Origin of the sequence: Nocardia sp. NPDC051832, assembly GCF_040681285.1 — a bacterium.
Classification (GTDB): domain Bacteria; phylum Actinomycetota; class Actinomycetes; order Mycobacteriales; family Mycobacteriaceae; genus Nocardia.
This window is the reverse complement of sequence record NZ_JBFAYL010000005.1, coordinates 348074-368870: the sequence shown is the minus strand read 5'-3', so window position 1 is coordinate 368870 and position 20797 is coordinate 348074. Positions and strand designations below refer to the sequence as shown.

The window sequence follows — 20797 nt, the reverse complement described above, 5'->3', positions numbered from 1 at the left end:
CCTTCCCGAAGGTCAGGCGCGAGCGTACCGACCGGCCGACCCGGTGGTCCCCTCCGACACGACGAAGGGGGCCGGGACGTCACAGCCGGGTGCGCAATATCCGGCCCACCATGCCCATCATTTCCGGCCGGTCGAAGTCGCCGTGCGCGCACTCCACGTCGTAGAACTCCATGCGGCCCTTGATGTATGGCCGCCACGCCAGCTCGAGCTCGCCCTTCGGGTCGGCCGGTCGATTGCCCTCCGCGTCCACCGCGGCGGCGAAGAGGGTGGCGTCGCCGTCGAAGCAGGGGGTGCGGAATCCGTCGAGCAGTTTGCTGTTGTTGATCAGCACCTTGGTCGCGCGCTCGGCCAGGCCCTGGATATCGGGCGAGGCCAGCTGGTCGCCGAACCGGTCGGCCACCCAGTCCCGGATGCCCGCCAGCGCGTCGTCCTCGGACATGTCCGGATCCGGCCCCGAGGTCACCGGCGGCTTGCTGTCCATGATGCCGAGCAGGCCGATCGGCCGGCCGCGCCGGGCGAGCTCGCTCGCGAGCGAGTGCGCGACGATGCCGCCGTAGGACCAGCCCAGCAGGAAATACGGCCCCGCCGGCTGGATTTCGAGGATCTGATCGATGTAGTCCTCGATCATCTCCGGGTAGCTGGTGGCGAGCGGACCGCCGTTCAGGCCCCGGGACTGGATGGCGATGACCGGCCGGTCCGGGAGTTCGCGGCCGAGCCGCTGGTAGAACCAGCCGAGACCGCCGCCGGGGTGCAGGCACCACAGCGGCGGCCGGGAGCCGGAGCTCTTCAGGATCAGCACCTGATCGAAATCCATGCCCGCGGCGGCCGCACCGTCGAGGCGGGTGGCCAGTTCGGCGACGGTGGGCGCGTCGAAGATCACCCGCACCGGCACCTCCACCGCGAGGGTCGCGCGGATCCGGCTGGTGAGCCGGGTCGCGAGCAGGGAGTGACCGCCGAGCGCGAAGAAGTCGTCGTCGATACCCACCCGGCGCACGCCCAGGATCTCCGCGAAGAGCTCGGCGAGGGCGTGTTCCCGGTCGGTGCGCGGCGCGCGATAGTCGTTCGCGGACAACAACTCCGGGTCGGGCAGCGCCTTCCGGTCGAGCTTGCCGCTCGCGGTCAACGGCACCGCGTCGAGCACCATGATCGTGGCGGGCACCATGAACTCCGGCAGCCGGTCGGCTGCCCAGCGGCGGACATCGGCGGCCAGCAGCCCGGCCTGCGGGTTGTTCGCGGCGGCGCCGAGCGCACCGGCCGGGACGAAGACATCGGTCAGCGGACGACCGGACAGCGCGGCGGGCTCCAGGAAGACCGCCTCCATCCGGCCCGGTTCCGCGGACCAGGTGACCGCCGTCGAGTACCCGAATTCTCGGCCGAGCACGTACAGGTCCTCCGGCACGAGACCGGCGTGCTCCCGGTCACCCGAGACCTCGAGCAGTCCTTCGAAAACCGCTGTGCGCACGCTGGTCCGGTCGGCGTCCGGCACCGGTTGCCCCGATCGGATCAGCCGCGCGGCGGCGATCTGACCGGTCAGACCGGCGTGCGGGATACCCGTGACCCGGATGCCCTCGGCGGGATGGGCGCGCAGCAGTTCCCGCAGCCCGTCGAGGTCACCGAACTCCACCTTCGGCACGTCGGCCACCGAGATCGGCGCGGCCGGAGCCTTGTGCAAGACCACGTCGTACCGGTACCGCGTCAACTCGTTGACCGCGTAGCCCCGCTTGAGCTCGATCTCGACGGCGTCGAATCCGGTTGCCGCACCGCACAATCCCGAGAAGTACTCCGGGGCCAGCAGCAGTTCCTGTTCCGCGGCGATATCACGCCGCACCCGATCGGCCACCGCCGCCGGGTCGGCGCCGCCATTGCGGCTGATCTGGACCGCGGTCGCGAACTCCGCGAGCAACGCGAAGTTCCGCACGTCACCGACGAACACCGCGCCGCCCGGAGCCAGCAATCCCGCCACCCGCTCCAGGACCACTCGCAGATAGTTCTGACTGGGGAAGTACTGGATCACGGAGTTCAAAACCACGGTGTCGAAATGGTTCTCGGGCAAACCGTCGAGGTCGTCGGCGGCCTGCGCCCGCAGCACCACCCGGTCGGCCCACGCCGCGTCGAGGTCGCCCAGCTGGCGGCGCAGCGCGGTGATCGTCGCGGACGACAGGTCGGTCGCCCAGAATTCGGCGCAGTCCGGGGCGAGCTGCGACATCAGCAGACCCGAGCCCACGCCGATCTCGAGCACCCGACCCAGCCCCAAGCCGCGAATCCGATCGACGGTCGCGGCCCGCCACTCGCGCATCTGTGCCAGCGGAATCGGTGTCCCGGTGTAGCTGCTGTCCCAGCCTTCGAAGCCCGCGCCGAACTCGGCGGCCGGCTCGAAAGTCGCCGGACCGGAGCCGTTTTCCTGGTCGGCGGCGGCGTACAGGTCGTCATACACCCGGCGCCACTGGCCGACCAGCTCGTCCGCGCCGACCGCCGGGCCGGATCGGTCCGCGACGACATAGCCGACCAGCTGTTTCCCACCGGCGCCGAGATCGTCACGCGCCACGACGACGGCCTGCGACACCGCGGGATGCTGTGCCAGCACGGTTTCGACCTCGCCCGGTTCGACGCGGAAGCCGCGGATCTTGACCTGGTCGTCGCTGCGGCCCGCGAACTCCAGCTGCCCGCCGCCGGTCCAGCGCACGACGTCGCCGGTCCGATACAACCGGCCGCCTTCGGGGTCGAAGGGATCGGCGACGAACCGAGCCGCGGTCAGACCGGCCTTGCCGTGGTACCCGCGGGCCAGCTGCGCGCCGGCCACATACAACTCGCCCGCGACGCCGACCGGCACCGGAGCCAGCGCCGAATCCAGCACGTACACCCGGGTATTGGCCACCGGCGCGCCGATCGGGACGACAACACCCGAAATCTCGCCGGGCACACTGAGCGCCGTGACGTTGACGGTGGCCTCGGTCGGGCCGTAGAGGTTATCGATCCGCACCGCGCCCCAACCGGCCCGCACCGCCTCGACCAGGGCCCGGGTCAACGAGTCGGCCCCCGTGTGCACCTGCCGCAGGCTCCGGAACGCGTTGCCGGGCAAGGATTCCGAGTGCTCTACCAACGCCGACAGCAGCGGCGGCGTGGCGAACATCGCCGTCACCGACCACTGGTCGACCAGCCGCGAGATCTCGACCGGATCCGACCGCTCCGCCGTCGCGACGACCAAGGTTCCGCCGCCGCACAGGGCGGGCCAGATCTCATAGGTCGAGGCGTCGAAGGCGACCGACGAATGCACCAGCACGCGATCTCCGGGCGTTACCGTCCAGGCCTGGGCGACCAGGTTCACCACGTTGCGATGGGTGATCTGCACGCCCTTCGGCACTCCGGTGGAACCGGAGGTGTAGATCACGTACGCCAGATCCTGCGGCCGCGGCGCGCCGGGCCGGGCGAGCGCATCCCGATCCGCCGGCTCGGCCGCGAGGTAGAGGTGCGGAATCATCGTCTGCTCGGGCAGGATCCGCGCGGTGTCCGGATCGGTGACGAGAACGCGCGGCGCGGCGTCGGACAGGATGAAGCCCAGCCGTTCCGAGGGATAGCCCGGATCGATCGGCAGATACCCGCCGCCGGCTTTCAGCACACCCAGCAAGGCGACGATCAGCTCTACCGACCTGGGCATTGCGACGGCGACGATGCTGCCGGGCCCGGCCCCGCGCGATACCAGCGCGGACGCCAATTCGTCCGCGCGCGCGTCGAGTTCCCGGTACGAGATCGCGCGGTCCCCGCACAGCACGGCGCGGGCATCGGGCGCGGCCGCCACCCGGGCCTGGAACATTCCGACCAGCGTCAGGTCCGCGTCGAGCGCGACGGCGGTTCGGTTCCAGCGGCGCAGCACCAGGTCCTGTTCGTCGCGGTCGAGGACATCGATCGACCCGACCGCACCGCCCGGGTCGGCCACCACCTGCCGCAGCACCCGCACCAGCCGCGCCGCGATCGCTTCGACGGTGGGCCGGTCGAACAAATCGGTCGCGTACTCGACGAACCCCGCCCACTGCTGTCCGGCGGGCGCGTTCGCGATATTGACGAACAGATCGAATCGCGAGGCCGCCAACGAGGCGTTGTACGGCGCGAACTCGACGCCCGAGAACTCCATCGACGGCATGGCGTTGTTCTGGAACGCCAGCGACACCTGGAACAGCGGATGATGCGCCGCCGACCGGACCGGGTTGAGCAACTCCACCAGCAGTTCGAACGGCGCGTCCTGATTCTCGTAGGCGGCCAGTGATTTCGCCCGGACCTGGGCGAGGACATCGGCGAACGACGCGCCCGGCGCCACGGCCGTGCGCAGCACCCAGGTGTTGACGAAGAACCCGACCAGATCCGACAGCGCGTCATCGGTGCGGCCCGCGATCGGAGCGCCGATCGGAATATCCTCCCCCGCACCGAGTTTGGACAACAGCACCGCCAGCGCCGACTGCAACACCATCGACACCGTCGCGCCGGAACCGGCGGCCAGCCGCTCCACCCCGGCCCGGATCCCCGGGTCGATGGCGAACAGCACCATGTCACCGCGGTAGCTGGCCACCCGGGGCCGCGGCCGGTCCACCGGCAACCGCAGCTGTTCGGGCAGCCCGGCGAGCTCCCGGCTCCAGTACTCGAACTGCTGCGACAGCATGCTGTCCGGGTCCTCCGGCGACCCCAGCAATTCTTGCTGCCACAGCGCGTAATCCACGTACTGCACCGGCAGTGGCCGCCACCCGGGCGCGCGCTGTTGCGACCGTGCCGCGTAGGCCAGCGCCAGATCTCGCAACAGCGGGCCCATCGACCAGCCGTCACCGGCGATGTGATGGATCAACAGCACGAGCACACACTCGTCCGCGCCGCACCGGAAGACCTCGGCGCGCACCGGGATCTCCGCGGACAGATCGAACCCGTACCGCACCGCCGCGGTCACGCCCGCGTCCACGTCGGCGGGATCCACGTCGGTGACCGTGAACGGCACCGCCACGCTGCCGGCCGGGTGCACGCGCTGCGACGGCACGCCGTCGGCCTCCGCGAACGTGGTGCGCAGGCTCTCGTGCCGGGCGACCACGTCCTCGATCGCGGCGCGCAGCACCGGCACGTCCGCTCCGCGCAGCCGGACCGCGAGCGGAATGTTGTACGTGGCGGACGGACCTTCCAGCCGGTGGATGAACCACAGCCGCCGCTGCGCGAACGACAACGGCACGATCTCCGGCCGGGGCCGCGGCGCCAGCAAGGTCCGCACCCGCCGCCCGGCATCGAGCCGGGCGGCCAGCTGGGCCGGCGTCGGCGCGTCGAAGACCGTCCGGATCGGCACCTCCACACTCAGGACGGCCCGGATCCGGCTCACCAGGCGGGTGGCCAGCAGGGAATGGCCGCCCAGCTCGAAGAAGCTGTCGTCCGCGCCGACCCGGCGCGCACCCAGGATCTCGCCGAACAACTCCGCCAGGGCCGCTTCCCGGGCGTTGCCCGGCGCGCGGTAGTGCGCCGAGGACACCAACTCCGGCTCCGGCAACGCCGCACGATCGAGTTTGCCGTTCACGGTCAACGGCATCGAGTCGAGCACCATGACCGCCGCGGGCACCATGAAATCCGGCAGGCGCTCGGCCGCGAAAGCCCGGACCTGTCCCCCGTCGATTCCCGCGCCCCCGACCACGTAGCCGATCAATTGCATGCCGCCGGAGCCGGTCTCCCGGGCGACCACCACGGCGTGCGACACCGCGGGATGCTGCGCCAGCACGCTTTCGACCTCGCCGGGCTCGACGCGGAAACCGCGGATCTTGACCTGGTCGTCGGCGCGGCCCGCAAACACCAGCTGCCCGAAGGCATTCCAGCGCACCACGTCGCCGGTGCGGTACAGCCGGCCGCCGCCCGACGGGCCGAAGGGGTCGGCCACGAACCGGGCCGCGGTCAGACCGGGGTTACCGTGGTAGCCGCGGGTCACCTGCGGACCGGCGAGGTACAGCTCGCCGGGCACACCGACGGGGACCGGCGACAAGCACGAATCCAGCACGTACGCGCGGAAATTGGCCAGCACCGGACCGATCGGCACCGAGGACTCGCCCCGGGCGATCGCCTCGGCCCCGAACGTGGTCGCGAACACGGTGGTCTCGGTGGGCCCGTACACATGCGTCACGCGCACGCCGTTGATCCGGTTCCGCAGCCGCCGCACCAGCACCGAGCCGAGTTCGGCGCCACCGGCCAGCACCTGGGTCAGGCTGCGGAACGTGTCGTCCGGCAACGTGTCCGCATGATCGAGCACGGCGGACAACAGCGCCGGTGTCACGAACATCTTGGTCACCGCACGGTGCTCGATCAGCTCGGCGATCTCGGCGGGATCCGAACGCTCCGCCTGCGCCACCACCACCGCACCACCGCGGCACAGCGCGGCCCAGACCTCATAGGTCGAGATATCGAAGGCCACCGAGGAGTGCAGGAGCACCCGCTCTCCGGCACCGGTCGACCAGTCCTGGGCGAACAGGCTCCGCACGTTACGGTGGCTGACGGCAACGCCTTTGGGCACGCCGGTGGAACCCGAGGTATAGATCAGGTACGCCAGATTCTCCGGACGCGCGGCGATCCGCTCGCGGACCCGCGGCTCGCCCGCACCGGGCTGGGGCGCGTCCAGATACACCAGCGGCACCGCGGTGTCCGGAAGTTTGCCCGCCGTGGCGCGGTCGGTGAGGACGGCAACCGGCGCCGCGTCGGCCACGATGTACGCCAGCCGATCCGACGGATAGGCCGGATCGATCGGCAGATACCCGCTGCCCGCCACCAGCACCGCGAGCAACGCCACGACCAGGTCCGCCGACTTGGGCAGCGCCACCGCCACGACCACGTCGGGTCCGGCGCCCCGCGCGACCAGCTGACAGGCCAGCCGTTCCGCCCGGGCGTCCAGCTCCCGATAGGTCAGCTCGGCGTCCGCGCACAGCACCGCGACCGCGTCGGGTGTCGCGGCGACCTGCGCGCGCAACTCCTCGACGAGGGTGGTGTCCGGGTAGCCGGTCGTGGTGTCGTTCCAGCGCCGCAGCACCAGATCGCGTTCGTCGCTGCCGAGCACGTCGATGGTGCGCACCGGAACCTGCGGATCCGCCGCCAGCTGCCGCAGGATTCGCCCCAGCCGCGCCGCCATCGTCTCGACGGTGGACCTGTCGAACGCGTCGGTGCGGTATTCCAGGTGCAGTGTCAGCGTGGGCGTCGCGTTGGCGATCAGGGTCAGCGGGTAGTGCGAAGGCGTGTTGGGGCGCGGGTCGGTGAGGGCGAGGCCGCTGGTGGTGGTCGCGTCGCCGATTCCGGCCTGATCGATCGGATACGACTCGAACGCGATCAAGGTGTCGAACAGGATGGTCAGCCCGAGCGCCTGCTGAATCTCGCTCAAACCCACATGGTGGTGGTCCAGCAACGCGACCTGACGCGCCTGCAAGCCGATCAGCAAGTCCGCCACGGTGTCCCGGGGTTCGTAACACACCCGCACCGGCACCGTGTTGATGAACAGTCCGACCATCGAATCGACACCCGCGATGGCCGGCGGCCGGCCCGACACGGTCGCGCCCGCGACCACATCGCGACGGCCGGTGCAGCCCGCCAGCAGCACGCCCCACGCGCCCTGCACGACGGTGTTCACGGTGATGCCGAGCGCCGACGCTTGCCGGACCAGCGCCTCGGCCGTCGCCGCGGACAGCGGCGCTTCGACCCGCTCGACCCCGGCCGCGGCGGAATCCCGGCCGCCGGCCAGCAGCGTGGGCTCACGCACGCCGTCGAGCTCCCGCGCCCAGGCCCGCACGCCCGCCTGGGATTCCTGGCGGGCCAGCCATTTCAGGAAGTCCGTGTAGTCGGGGGCCGGCGGCAGTGCCGTGGCGCCGGCCGCGTAGAGCCGCAACAGATCCTGGATGAGCAGCGGCAACGACCAGCCGTCCAGCAGCACGTGATGGGCGGTGATCACCAGGTCGCAGCGTTGCGCGGTCATCGGCGCCAGCGTCAGCCGCAGCAGCGGCGGCACCGCGGTGTCGAAATGGGTGTCCCGATCCTCGATCAGCAAACGTGCCAGCGCCGCCGCGCGGTCCTCGGGTCCGAGGTCACGCAGATCGGCTACCCGCCAAGGCAATTCGACGCCGTCGACGACGACTTGAATCGCGTTGCCCGCCTGGTCGGCGGCGAAGGCCACCCGCAGGTTGGGGTACCGGTCCAGCAAGGCTTGGCCCGCCGCGCGCAACCGAGCCGGGTCGACCGCGCCGGCCAAGCCCAGCACGAGCTGCATGTGGTACGCGTCGAATCCGGTGCCCGCCAAGCCCTGATGGAACAGCAGTCCCGACTGCATCGAGGTCAGCGGCCACACGTCGACCAGCCCCGGGTAGCCGCTCTCCAGCGCCTCGATCTCGGTCTGACCCAAGCGCACCAGCGGCACGTCCGAGGGCGTCAAGCCACCCGCGCCGGACGTGCCGGCATGGTGTGCCAGACCGAGTACCGCACCGCGCCACAGCTCGGCCAGTTTCCGTACCTCGGACTCCGCCAATACCCCTGCGGGCGCGGCGAATACCGCTTGCAGGACCGGTCCGTCGCCGGTGTCGACGACCATCGCGTTCACGTCCAGCACCGACAGGGCGGGCATCGCCGAGGTGGCCGGATCCAGTGGGGTGATCAACTGCCCGGCGTCGACCGCGGGCGTCCAGCCCGCTCCCCGGAGTCGCTGCGGCAGCAGGTCCGTGGAGGTGAAGCGACCCAGATAGTTGAACCCGATCTGACCGGTCGAGAACTCGCGCAGCGCACCAGCGGTCTCCGGATTCAAGTAGCGCAGCAAACCGAACCCGATGCCCTTGTCCGGCACCGCGCGCAACTGTTCCTTCACCGACTTGACCAGAGCGCCCGCCGCGGCGCCGCCGGCACAGAGCTGATCCCACTCCAGGCCGGCAGTGCGCAACCGCACCGGGTACACGCTGGTGAACCAGCCCACGGTGTTCGACAGATCCGCGCCGGGCACCGCGTCCTCTTCGCGACCGTGGCCCTCCAATCGGACCAGCACCGAGTCCACGTCGATGTCTTTGCCGCGGCGCCACCGGGTTACCGCCGCGGCCAGCGCCGCGAGCAACCCGTCCTCGACGCCGCCGTGGAACACCGCGGGCAGCTTGGTCAGCAGCGTGTCGGTCTCGGCCGGAGGAATCCACACCTGAATATCGCGCGCGGTCGCCAAGACGTCGATCCGTGGATCCAGCGCCCGGCTGCCCAGCAGCGGGTCCGGACCGTCCAGAACCGCGGTCCACCAAGGCAACTCCGCGACCCGCTCCGGGCGGCTCGCCTCCTCGACCAGCCCGTGCGCCCAGCGGCGCAGGCTGGTTCCCGGCCCGGACAGCGCGGGCGTCGATCCGGCGGAGACGGCCTGCCACGCCAAGGCCAGGTCCGGCAGCAGAATTCGCCACGACACCCCGTCGATCACCAGGTGATGACCCACGATCGACAATCGGCCCGCCCGCGCGGGACCGGCGTCGAACCACACGAACTGCACCATCACACCCGCCGACGGCGCCAACCGCCCGGCGGCCGCCGCCAGCGCCGCGACGATCACCGCCGCACCGTCACCGCCCGGCTCGTCCGGGGGCAGCTCGACCCGGCGCACGAGCCGATCCACGTCCAGCGCGCCCGGCGCCGCCACCTCCAGGCCCGCGCCGCGCTCGTCCTCGATCAGCCGCGACCGCAGTACGTCATGACGATCCAGCACCGCCGACAACGTCGCCACCAGACCGGCCCGATCGATCCCGGCCGGCAGGTCGAGCAGCAGCGATTGGCTGAAGCCGTCGAACCCCGAACCACCCATGCCGCGCACGAACCGGGCCACCGGCAGCAGCGGCAGCCAGCCGACGGCACCGCCGGGCAACTCCGTCGGCAGCGGGCTGCCCGCACCACGATCCAGCGAGACCGCCGCCAGCGCCGCGGCCGTCCGGTGCTCGAACACCTCGCGGGGACTGATCTCCACCCCCAGCTCGCGCGCCCGCGACACCAGCTGAATCGAGCGAATGCTGTCCCCGCCCAGCTCGAAGAAGCTGTCGTCCACGCCGACCCGGTCCAGGTCCAGCACCTCGGCGAACACGCCCGCCAGCACCCGCTCCCGATCGGTCCGCGGCGCGCGATAGCGCGCGGAGGAACGCATTTCCGGCTCCGGGAGTGCCGCGCGGTCCAGTTTTCCGCTCGGGGACAACGGCATCGAGTCGAGCACCAGCACCACGACCGGCACCATGAAGTCCGGCAGCCGCTCCGCGGCGAAGGCGCGCACCTGTCCGCCGTCGAGCCCGGCGGACGCGCGGTCGGCGACCACATAGCCGACCAGCTGTTTGCCGCCGCCCGCACCGCGCGCGACGACGACCGCCTGAGCTACCGAAGGGTGCTGTGCCAGTACGGTTTCCACCTCGCCGGGTTCGACGCGGAAACCGCGGATCTTGACCTGATCATCGACGCGGCCCGCGAACTCCAGCTCGCCGCCGGGTGTCCAGCGCACCACGTCACCGGTGCGGTACAGCCGGCCGCCGGCCGCGTCGAAGGGGTCCGCGACGAAACGCGCCGAGGTGAGGCCGGCCTTGCCGTGATAGCCGCGCGCCACCTGCGCGCCGGCCACGTACAACTCACCCGCTACGCCCACCGGGACCGGGGCCAGACACGAATCCAGCACGTACACCCGGGTATTGGCCACCGGCGCACCGATCGGGACGACAACACCCGAAATCTCGCCCGGCACACTGAGCGCCGTGACGTTGACCGTGGCCTCGGTCGGGCCGTACAGGTTGTCGATCCGGACGTCGCCGAACTTGGCCCGCAACGCCTCGACCAGTCCGCGCGTCAGCGAGTCCGCGCCCGTATTCACCTGCCGCAGACTCCGCAACGGTGTGCCGGGCGCGGCGGCGAGGTGCTCGACCAGCGCCGACAACAGCGGCGGAGTCGCGAACATCTTGGTCACCGAGCGGATTTCGATGAGGTCGGTGATCTCCGCCGGATCCGAACGCCGCTCGGCCGCCAGCACCACCGTGGCGCCGCCGCACAGGGCGGGCCAGATCTCATAGGTGGAGGCGTCGAAGGCGACCGACGAATGCGCCAGCACCCGGTCGCCCGGCTCCGCCGACCAGGCCTGAGCGACCAGGTTCACCACGTTACGGTGGGTGATTCCCACGCCTTTCGGCACACCGGTGGAACCGGACGTGTAGATCACATACGCCAGATTCCGCGGTGTCACCCGGGCGGCCGAACGCGCCGCCGCGGTGGCCTTGATCGCCGCGGGGAAGACGCGCGGCGCACCCTCGGGCAGCAGCGGCGCGGTAGCCGCGTCGGTCACGACGACGATCGGCGCGGCATCGGTGAGGACGAACGCCAGCCGGTCCGAAGGATAGGCGGGATCGATCGGCAGATACGCGCCACCGGCTTTCAGCACCGCCGACAGCGCCACGATGAGCTCCGCGGACCGGGGCAGCGCGACCGCCACCACGGTGTCCGGGCCTACCCCGTGCGCGGTCAGAGTCTGGGCCAGCCGCTCGGCCCGGCTGTCGAGTTCCCGGTAGCTGAGTTCGGTGTCCGCGCAGACCACCGCGACCGCGTCCGGCGTCCGGGCGACCTGGGCCTGGAACAGCCCGTCCAGGGTGCGGTCCGGCACCTCGGCCGCGGTGTCGTTCCATCGCCGCAGCACCAGTTCGCGTTCGGCCGCGCCGAGCAGGTCGATCGACCCCGCCCGAATACCGGGGTCCACCACCACTTGTCGCAGAATCCGGGCCAACCGCGCCGCCATCGCCTCGACCGCGGGCCTGCCGAACGCGTCCGTGCGATATTCGAAGCGAAGCCGCAGCAGGGGGTTCGCGGCGGCGAAGATCGTGAGCGGATAGTGCGTGGGCGCGTCGGAGCGCAGGTCGGCGATGGAGATCCCGCCGGCCTCGGACGCCGCGCCGATCCCGGCCTGGTCGACCGGATAGGACTCGAACCCGATAAGGGTGTCGAACAAGGTGTTCAGGCCGATCGACCGATGGACATCGCTCAACGCCACATGGTGGTGGTCCAGCAACGCGACCTGGCGGGCCTGCAAGTCGGTCAGTACCTCGGCGAGGGTGTCGCCGGGACCGAAACGCACGCGCACCGGCACCGTGTTGATGAACAATCCGACCATCGAGTCCACGCCCGCGAGCGACGGCGGGCGACCCGACACGGTCGCGCCGACGACCACGTCACGCCGACCGGTCAACGCGGACAGCAGAATTCCCCACGCCGCCTGCACGACGGTGTTCACGGTGACCCCGAGTTCACCGGCCCGCTGGGTGACCAGGGCCGCGATGCCGGGGTCCAGCGGTACGTCGACGCGCTCGATGCCGGCTCCCGCGCCGCCACCGGTGTCGCCCGCGAGCAGAGTGGGTTCGTGGACGCCGTCGAGTTCCTCGGCCCAGGCCTGGACACCGGCCCGAGCATCCTGCTCGCGCAACCACTTCAGGAAATTCTTGTAGTCCGGCGCGGGCGGCAGCGCCTCGGGGGCCGCGTAATACCCGAGCAGGTCCCGGATGATCAGCGGCAGCGACCAGCCGTCCAGCACCACGTGATGGGCGGTCAGCACGAGTTCCGAACGGTCTTCGGTCATCAGCGCCAGCGTCAACCGCAGCAATGGCGGAGCCGTCAGATCGAAATGCGCCTTGCGGTCCTGCGTCAGCAATCGCTCCAGCGCCGCGTCCCGTTCGGTCTCGCCGCGATCCCGCAAATCCAGGACACGCCACGGCAATTCGACGCCGTCGGCGACTATTTGGACGTGCGTACCGCGCGGGCCCGCCACGAAGGCCGCCCGCAGATTCGGGTACCGGTCCAGCAGGGCCTGACCGGCCGCCCGCATCCGGGCCGGATCCATCCGGCCGGTCAAGCCGAAGACGACCTGCATGTGATAGGCGTCGAAGTCCGAATCCGCCAGCGCCTGATGGAACAGCAAGCCCGATTGCATCGACGTCAGCGGCCACACATCCGCCAGGCCCGGATACCGCTGTTCCAGCGCTTCGATCTCAGGTTGTGCCAGCGGCACCAAGGACACATCCGAGGGCGTCAGCCCACCGGCTGCCGAGGCCATCGCGTGCCGCGCCAGCCCGAGCATCGCCGCGCGCCACAGCGCGGCCAGGTGCTCGGTCTCGGCCTGCGCGAGGACGCCCGACGGAGCCGCGAAGACCGCTTGCAGCGCCGGACCGGAACCGGTGTCGACGACTATCGCGCTGACGTCCACGACCGCCATCGCGGGCATGGCCGGGTCCGGCGCGGCGGCGGCTCCCAGGCCCTCCCGGGCCGGGGTCCATCCCATGCCGTGCAGCCGTTGTGGCAGGAGGTCGGTGGCGGTAAAGCGACCCAGGTAGTTGAAACCGATCTGCCCGGTCGAAAACTCTTGCAGCGCACCAGCGGATTCCGGATTCAGGTAGCGCAGCAGCCCGAAACCGAGGCCCTTGTCCGGTACCGCGCGCAACTGCTCCTTCACCGACTTGAACAAGGTCCCCGCGGCGGCGCCACCCGCGCAGAGCTGATCCCACTCCACACCGGCGGCACGCAAACGCACCGGGAAGACGCTGGTGAACCAGCCGACGGTGCTCGACAGATCCGCACCGGGCACGGCGCTCTCCTCGCGACCGTGCCCTTCCAGCCGAACCAGCACGGAGTCCGCGCCGCTCTCGCGCCAACGGCTGACCGCCGCCGCCAATCCCGCGAGCAGGCCGTCCTCGACGCCGCCGTGGAACAACCCGGGCAGCGCGGTCAGCAAGGCCTCGGTCTCCGCCGCGGGAAGCTCGACCCCGACGCGGTGCACGGTGGCCATGACGTCGACGGCCGGATCCAGCGGCCGGGCGCCCAGCATCGAATCCGGGCCGTCGAGAAGCGCACGCCACCACGGCAACTGCGCCAGCGTCGACGGCGCGGACGCGCGTTCGAGCAGTCCGTGCGACCACCGCCGCATCGAGGTTCCGGATCCGGTCAGCGCGGGCGTCGATCCGGCGGACACGGCCTGCCACGCCAAGGCCAAGTCCGGCAACAGCACTCGCCACGAAACGCCGTCGATCACCAGATGGTGGGCGACGATCGACAACCGGCCCGCCCGCGCCGGTCCGGCGTCGAACCACACGAACTGCACCATCACGCCGGCCGACGGCGCCAACCGTCCGGCGGCCGCGGTCACCTGGTTCTCGATCAGGTCATCGAATGCTCCTGTGGTACTCGGGATCTCGACCCGGCGGAGCAGCGGCTCGACGTCGATCGCGCCCGCCTCGGCCACCTCGAGCCCCGCACCACGCTCGTCGTCGACGAACCGTGACCGCAGGACGTCGTGCCGGCCGAGCACCGCGGCCAGCGTCGCCACCAAACCCGCCCGGTCGATACCGACCGGCAGTTCCAGCAGCAACGACTGCGTGAAACGATCGAATCCCGCGCCGAGTCCCCGCACGAAGCGCGCCGCGGGCAACAGCGGCATCCAGCCCGCCGCGCCCCCGGGCAACTCCGCCGGCAGCGCGCCCGCGGCGCTACTGCCGCGCGCCACGGCGGCGAGTCCCGCCGCGGTCCGGCATTCGAACATCTCCCGGGGGCTGATCTGCAACCCCAGCGCCCGGGCCCGCGACACCACCTGGATGGACCGGATGCTGTCCCCGCCCAACTCGAAGAAGCTGTCGTCCACGCCGACCCGGTCCAGGCCCAGCACCTCGGCGAAGACACCGGCCAGGATCCGCTCCCGATCCGTGCGCGGTGCGCGATAACGCGTCGAGGCGGCGAACTCCGGCTCCGGCAGGGCCGCCCGGTCGAGTTTCCCGTTCACCGTCAGCGGGAAGGACTCCAGCACCAGCACCACGGCCGGCACCATGAACTCGGGCAACCGCTCGGCGGCGAACGCGCGCACCTGCGCGCCGTCCGGCGCGGTCCCGTCGGCCACCACGTAGCCGACCAGCTGGTTGCCGCCGGCGCCGACGACGACCACGGCCCGCGACACCGCGGCGTGCTGTGCCAGCACGGCTTCGATCTCGCCCGGCTCCACCCGGTAGCCGCGGACTTTCACCTGGTCGTCGGCCCGGCCCTCGAACTCCAGATGCCCGCTCGCGGTCCACCGCACGATGTCGCCGGTGCGGTACATCCGGCCGCCCGGATCGAACGGGTCGGCGACGAACCGTGCCGCGGTCAGACCGGCCTTGCCGTGATACCCGCGCGCCAGTTGGGCGCCGGCCACATACAACTCGCCGGGCACGCCGACCGGCACCGGCGCCAGCCACGAATCCAGCACGAAGACCCGCACGTTCCCCGTGGGACGTCCGATCGGCACCGCGCCGCGATGCCCGGATCCGGCGACGTAATCGGTGACACACGCGGTGGTTTCGGTGGGCCCGTATCCGTTCAGCACCTGCACATCGGCATAGCGTGCAGCCAAGCGGGCGATGACGTCCGAGGTCAGCTGCGCCCCACCGGCGACGATTCGCCGCAGACTGCGCAACGGGCTGCCCGGCACGGCTTCGGCGTGGTCGACCAATGCCGACAGCAGCGGCGGCGTCGCGAACATCTTGGTCACCGACCGGGACTCGACCAGGCGGGTGATCTCCGCCGGATCCGAACGCCACTCGGCCGCCAGCACCAGCGTCGCACCGCCACACAGGGCAGGCCAGATCTCGAACGTCGAGGCATCGAAGGCGACCGAGGAATGCACCAGCACCCGGTCACCGGGGCCGCCGGACCAGGCCTGCGCAACGAGATTCGCGACATTGCCGTGCGTGATCCCCACGCCTTTCGGCACACCCGTCGAGCCGGACGTGTAGATCACCGACGCCAGATTCCGCGAGTCCACCGCGGGGACAGAGGTGTCCCCGAGATCGGCGTCCGCGAGCGTCGCGCGCAGATCGGGTGCGTCGAGGCAGAGCTGTGGCGTCGTCGTGTGCGGCAGCGACCGCGCGGTCGCCGTGTCCGTCACCACGACGACCGGCGCCGCGTCGGCGAGGATGTAGGCCAGCCGATCCGCGGGATAGCCGGGATCGATCGGCAGATACCCGCCGCCCGCCCGCAGCACCGCCAGCATGGCCACGATCAGGTCCGCGGATCGCGGCAACGCCACCGCGACAAGACGATCCGGCCCGGCGCCCCGCGCGATCAAGACCCGCGCCAACCGGGCGGCACGCCGTTCGAGATCCCGGTACGTCAGCTCCGAGTCACCGCACACGACCGCGACGGCGTCGGGCGCCCGGGCAACCCGGTCCCCGAACAGGTCGACCACGGTGCTGTCGCAGGCCGCTCCGAGGGCACCGTTCCATCCGTGCAGCACCGAGTCGCGTTCGGCGGGCGCGAGAATGTCGAGCGACCCGACCGGGGCATCCGGATCCGCTCCGGCCAGGCGCAGCAAGCGCACCAGTCGCGCCGCCATCGCCTCGACGGTGGACCGATCGAACAAGTCGGTCGCGTACTCGACCAGCCCGCTCCACGGCGCACCGGGCGCGGCGTCGGCGATATTGAAGAACAGGTCGAACCGCGACGCGGCGACCGACGCCGGATAGGGCTCGAACCCCGCGCCCGGCAGTTCCAGCGCGGGCAGGGCGTTGTTCTGGAAGGCCAGCGACACCTGGAACAGCGGATGATGCGCCGCCGACCGCGCCGGATTGAGCAACTCGACGAGCAGCTCGAACGGCACGTCCTGATTCTCGTAGGCGGACAGCGCTTTCGCCTTGACCTGAGCGAGGACCTCGGCGAACGACATCGCCGGCGACACCTTCGCCCGCAGCACCCAGGTGTTGGCGAAGAAGCCGACCAGGTCGGCGACGCTGTCATCGGTCCGGCCCGCGATCGGCGTGCCGAGCGGAATATCCTCGCCCGCACCGAGTTTGAACAGCAACACCGCCAGCGCCGACTGCAACGCCATCGACACCGTCGCACCCTGCGCGGCGGCCAGTCGCTGCACCGCGCCGCGCACCTCGGGGTCGATCGCGAACGGCACCACATCGCCCCGATAGCTGGCCACGCGCGGCCGCGGCCGATCGGCAGGCAACTGCACCTGTTCGGGCAACCCCGCGAGTTCGGTGCGCCAGTACTCGAATTGCCGCGACACCAAGCTGCCGGGTTCGTCGGGCGACCCCAGCAACTCCTGCTGCCACAGCGTGTAATCCACGTATTGGACCGGTAGCGGCTCCCACAGCGGCGGCCGGCGGTCCAGGCGCGCCGTGTAGGCCACGGATAGGTCGCGCAGCAGCGGCCCCATCGACCAGCCGTCACCGGCGATGTGATGGATCAGCAGCACGAAGACGTAATCGTCGGCGCCGCATCGGAATACGCTGGCGCGGATCGGGATCTCCGCGGTCAGATCGAAGGCGTATCGCACCGCCTCAGTCACCGCCGCGTCGATCTCGGCGGGCGCCGGCTCGGTCACCGTGAACGCGACCTCGGCGGTCTCGCGGACCTGCTGGACAGGCCCGCCGCCGGCTTCGGCGAAGACGGTGCGCAGACTTTCGTGCCGGGCGACGACATCGCCGACCGCGGCCCGCAGGGCGGGCACGTCCAGCCCGCGCAACCGCACCGCCAGCGGAATATTGAAGGTCGCGGAGGGGCCTTCGAGCTGGTGGATGAACCACAGTCGCCGCTGTCCGAACGACAGCGGGACCAGCTCCGGCCGCGGCAGCGCCGCCACCGCCGGGCGGATCCGCACGCCGGCGTCGAGCCGGGTCGCCAGCTGCGCCACCGTCGGCGCGTCGAAGATCGTCCGGATCGGGACTTCGGCGCCCAGTACCACCCGAATCCGGCTGGCCAGGCGCGTGGCCAGCAGGGAGTGGCCGCCCAGCGCGAAGAAGTTGTCGTCCACGCCGACTCGCTCGTGCCCGAGGATCTCGGCGAACAATTCCGCCAGCCGCTGTTCCGCGTCGGTCTCCGGCGCCCGGTAGCGCAGCGACGACCGGAGATCCGGAACCGGCAACGCCCCGCGATCCACCTTCCCGCCCGCGGTCAACGGCACCGCGTCGAGGACCACCACGACCGCTGGCACCATGAAGTCCGGCAATCGCTCGGCCGCGAATCTGCGTACCTCCGCCCCATCCGGCTCCTCGGCGCAGCTCCGATCGGCGACGACATAGCCGACCAGCTGCTTGCCGCCGCTCCCGGCGTCCCGCGCTACCACCACCGCCTGCGATATCGAAGCATGCTGCGCCAGCACGGTTTCCACTTCGCCCGGCTCGACGCGGAAGCCGCGGATCTTGACCTGATCGTCGGCCCGGCCCGCGAACTCCAGCTGTCCGTCGGCAGTCCAGCGCACGACGTCACCGGTGCGATACAACCGGCCGCCGGCCGGATCGAACGGGTCGGCGACGAACCGCGCCGCGGTCAGGCCGGGTTTGTCGTGATAGCCGCGCCCCAATTGCGCACCCGCCACATACAACTCCCCCGCCACCGCGGCCGGCACCGGCGACAACCAGGAATCCAGCACGTAGGCCCGCATATTGGCGACCGGCCGGCCGATCGGGACCAGCGCGGCGGCGGCAGCGTCCGGCACCCGATGGGCTGTCACGTTGACCGTCGCCTCGGTCGGGCCGTACAAGTTCTCGATCCGGACGCCGCCGAACGCGGAGTGCACGGCGCGCGCCAGGCCCGCGGTGAGCGTATCGGCGCCGGTGTGCACCTGCCGCATACTCCGAAACGCGTTGCCCGGCGCGGATTCCGAGTGTTCGACCAGCACCGCGAGCAGCGGCGGCGTCGCGAACATCTGGGTCACCGACCGGGTTTCGGCCAAGCGGGAGATTTCCACCGGATCCGAGCGCTGCTCCTGCGCCAGCACCAGCGTCGCGCCGCCGCACAGGGCGGGCCAGATCTCATAGGTCGAGGCGTCGAAGGCCACCGAGGAATGCACCAGCACCCGGTCCTCGGACCGGACCGGCCAGGCCTGTGCGACCAGGTTCACCACGTTGCCGTGGGTGATCCCCACGCCTTTCGGCACGCCGGTCGACCCGGAGGTATAGATCACGTAAGCCAGGTTCTGCGTGCCCGGCAGGCGACGGGAAACGGCGGCGTCCACGGCGGACACCGGCTGCTCGTCGGGATCGAAGGTGTCGGCGTAGACGCGCGGTATCGCGTTGCCGGGCAGCAGCTTCGCGGTGACCCGATCGGCCACGACGACGATCGGCCTGGCATCGGCGAGCACGTACGCCAGCCGGTCCGACGGGTAGCCCGGATCGATCGGCACATACCCGCCGCCGGCCTTCAACACCGCCAGCAGCGCCACGATCAACTCCGCCGATCGGGGCAGCGCGACCGCGACGAGGGTGTCCGGGCCGACCCCGAGCTGCACCAGGACATGGGCGAGCTGATCGGCTTGCAGGTCCAGGTCGCCGTAGCTCAGTTCCACGTCGCCGCTGACCACCGCGATCGCGTCCGGCGCCCGATCGACCTGCGCCAGAAACAGTTCCACGAGCGTGTTCTCGGGAACCTCGACCTCGGTCTCGTTCCACCGCTCCAGCACCTGCTCGCGTTCCCCGGCGTCGAGCACGTCGATCGACCCCACCGGTAGCTCCGGGTCGGCGGCGAGCGCGCGCACGATCCGCACGAACCGCGCCGCCATCGCCTCGATCGTGGACCGATCGAACAGCTCGGTCGAATACTCGACCAGCAGGTCCCATCCGGGTCCGTTGCCGTTATCGCGCGCACCGTCCGCCGCTTCGGTGATGGTGAAGGTCAGATCGAACCGGGAAACCTGCGCGTCCAAGGGATAGGGCTCGAACCCGAGCCCGGCCAATCGCAGGGCCGGGGCCAGGTTGTTCTGCATGCTCAGCAGCACCTGGAACAGCGGATGATGCGCCGCCGAGCGCGCCGGGTTGAGCAACTCCACCAGGAGTTCGAACGGAAGGTCCTGATTCTCGTAGGCCGCCAGGGCTTTCGCCTTGACCTGGCCGAGGATCTCGGTGAACGACGCCGCGGGCGACACCCGCGCCCGCAGCACCCAGGTGTTGACGAAGAATCCGACCAGCTCGCTCAGGGCGTCGTCGGTGCGGCCCGCGATCGGCGAGCCGATCGGAATATCCTCGCCCGCACCGAGTTTGAACAGCAACACCGCCAGCGCCGTCTGCAACGCCATGGCGGGGGTCGCACCGTCGCGGCCCGCCACCCGCTCCAGCGTCGCCCTGGTCGAGCCGTCGATCCCGAGCACGACCAGATCCCCGGCATGGCTCGCGACCCGCGGCCGCGGCCGGTCCAGCGGCAACCGCAACTGCTCCGGCACACCGTCGAGTTCGGTACGCCAGTACTCGAATTGGCGGGACAGCACGCTCTCCGGGTCGGTCCGCGAACCCAGCAGATCGTGCTGCCACAACGTGTAATCCACGTACTGCACCGGCAGGGGCTGCCACTGCGGCTGTTGTCCTCGTAGCCGTGCCGCGTAGGCCTCGGATAGGTCGCGCAGCAACGGCGTCATCGACCAGCCGTCGCCGGCGATGTGATGGATCAGCAGCACGAGCACGCACTCCTCCGACCCGCACCGGAATACGGTGGCGCGGATCGGAATCTCCGCGGACAGGTCGAACGCGTACCGCGTCGCCGCGGTCACCTCCCGGGCCAGCTCGGCGGAGGTGACCTCGGTGACCGTCACCGGCACCTCGACCTCCGCCATGTCGAGAACATGCTGACCGGGCACCCCGTCGGACTCCACGAAAACCGTGCGCAGGCTCTCGTGACGGGCCACGACATCCCGGACCGCGGCCCCGAAGGCCGGCGCGTCGAACGCGCCGGCCAACCGGACCGTCACCGGCATGTTGTACGTGGCGGACGGTCCTTCGAGGCGGTTGACGAACCACAACCGGCGCTGCGCGAACGACAACGGAATCAT

1 protein-coding gene is annotated in these 20797 nt (G+C 70.8%); it reads right to left on the bottom strand.

The window, feature by feature from the left end; translation table 11 throughout:
- Positions 1–79 precede the first annotated feature (79 nt).
- Positions 80–20797, bottom strand: coding sequence for a non-ribosomal peptide synthase/polyketide synthase (locus tag AB0M14_RS31165; protein WP_365001343.1), 20718 nt, complete (start codon positions 20795–20797; stop codon positions 80–82).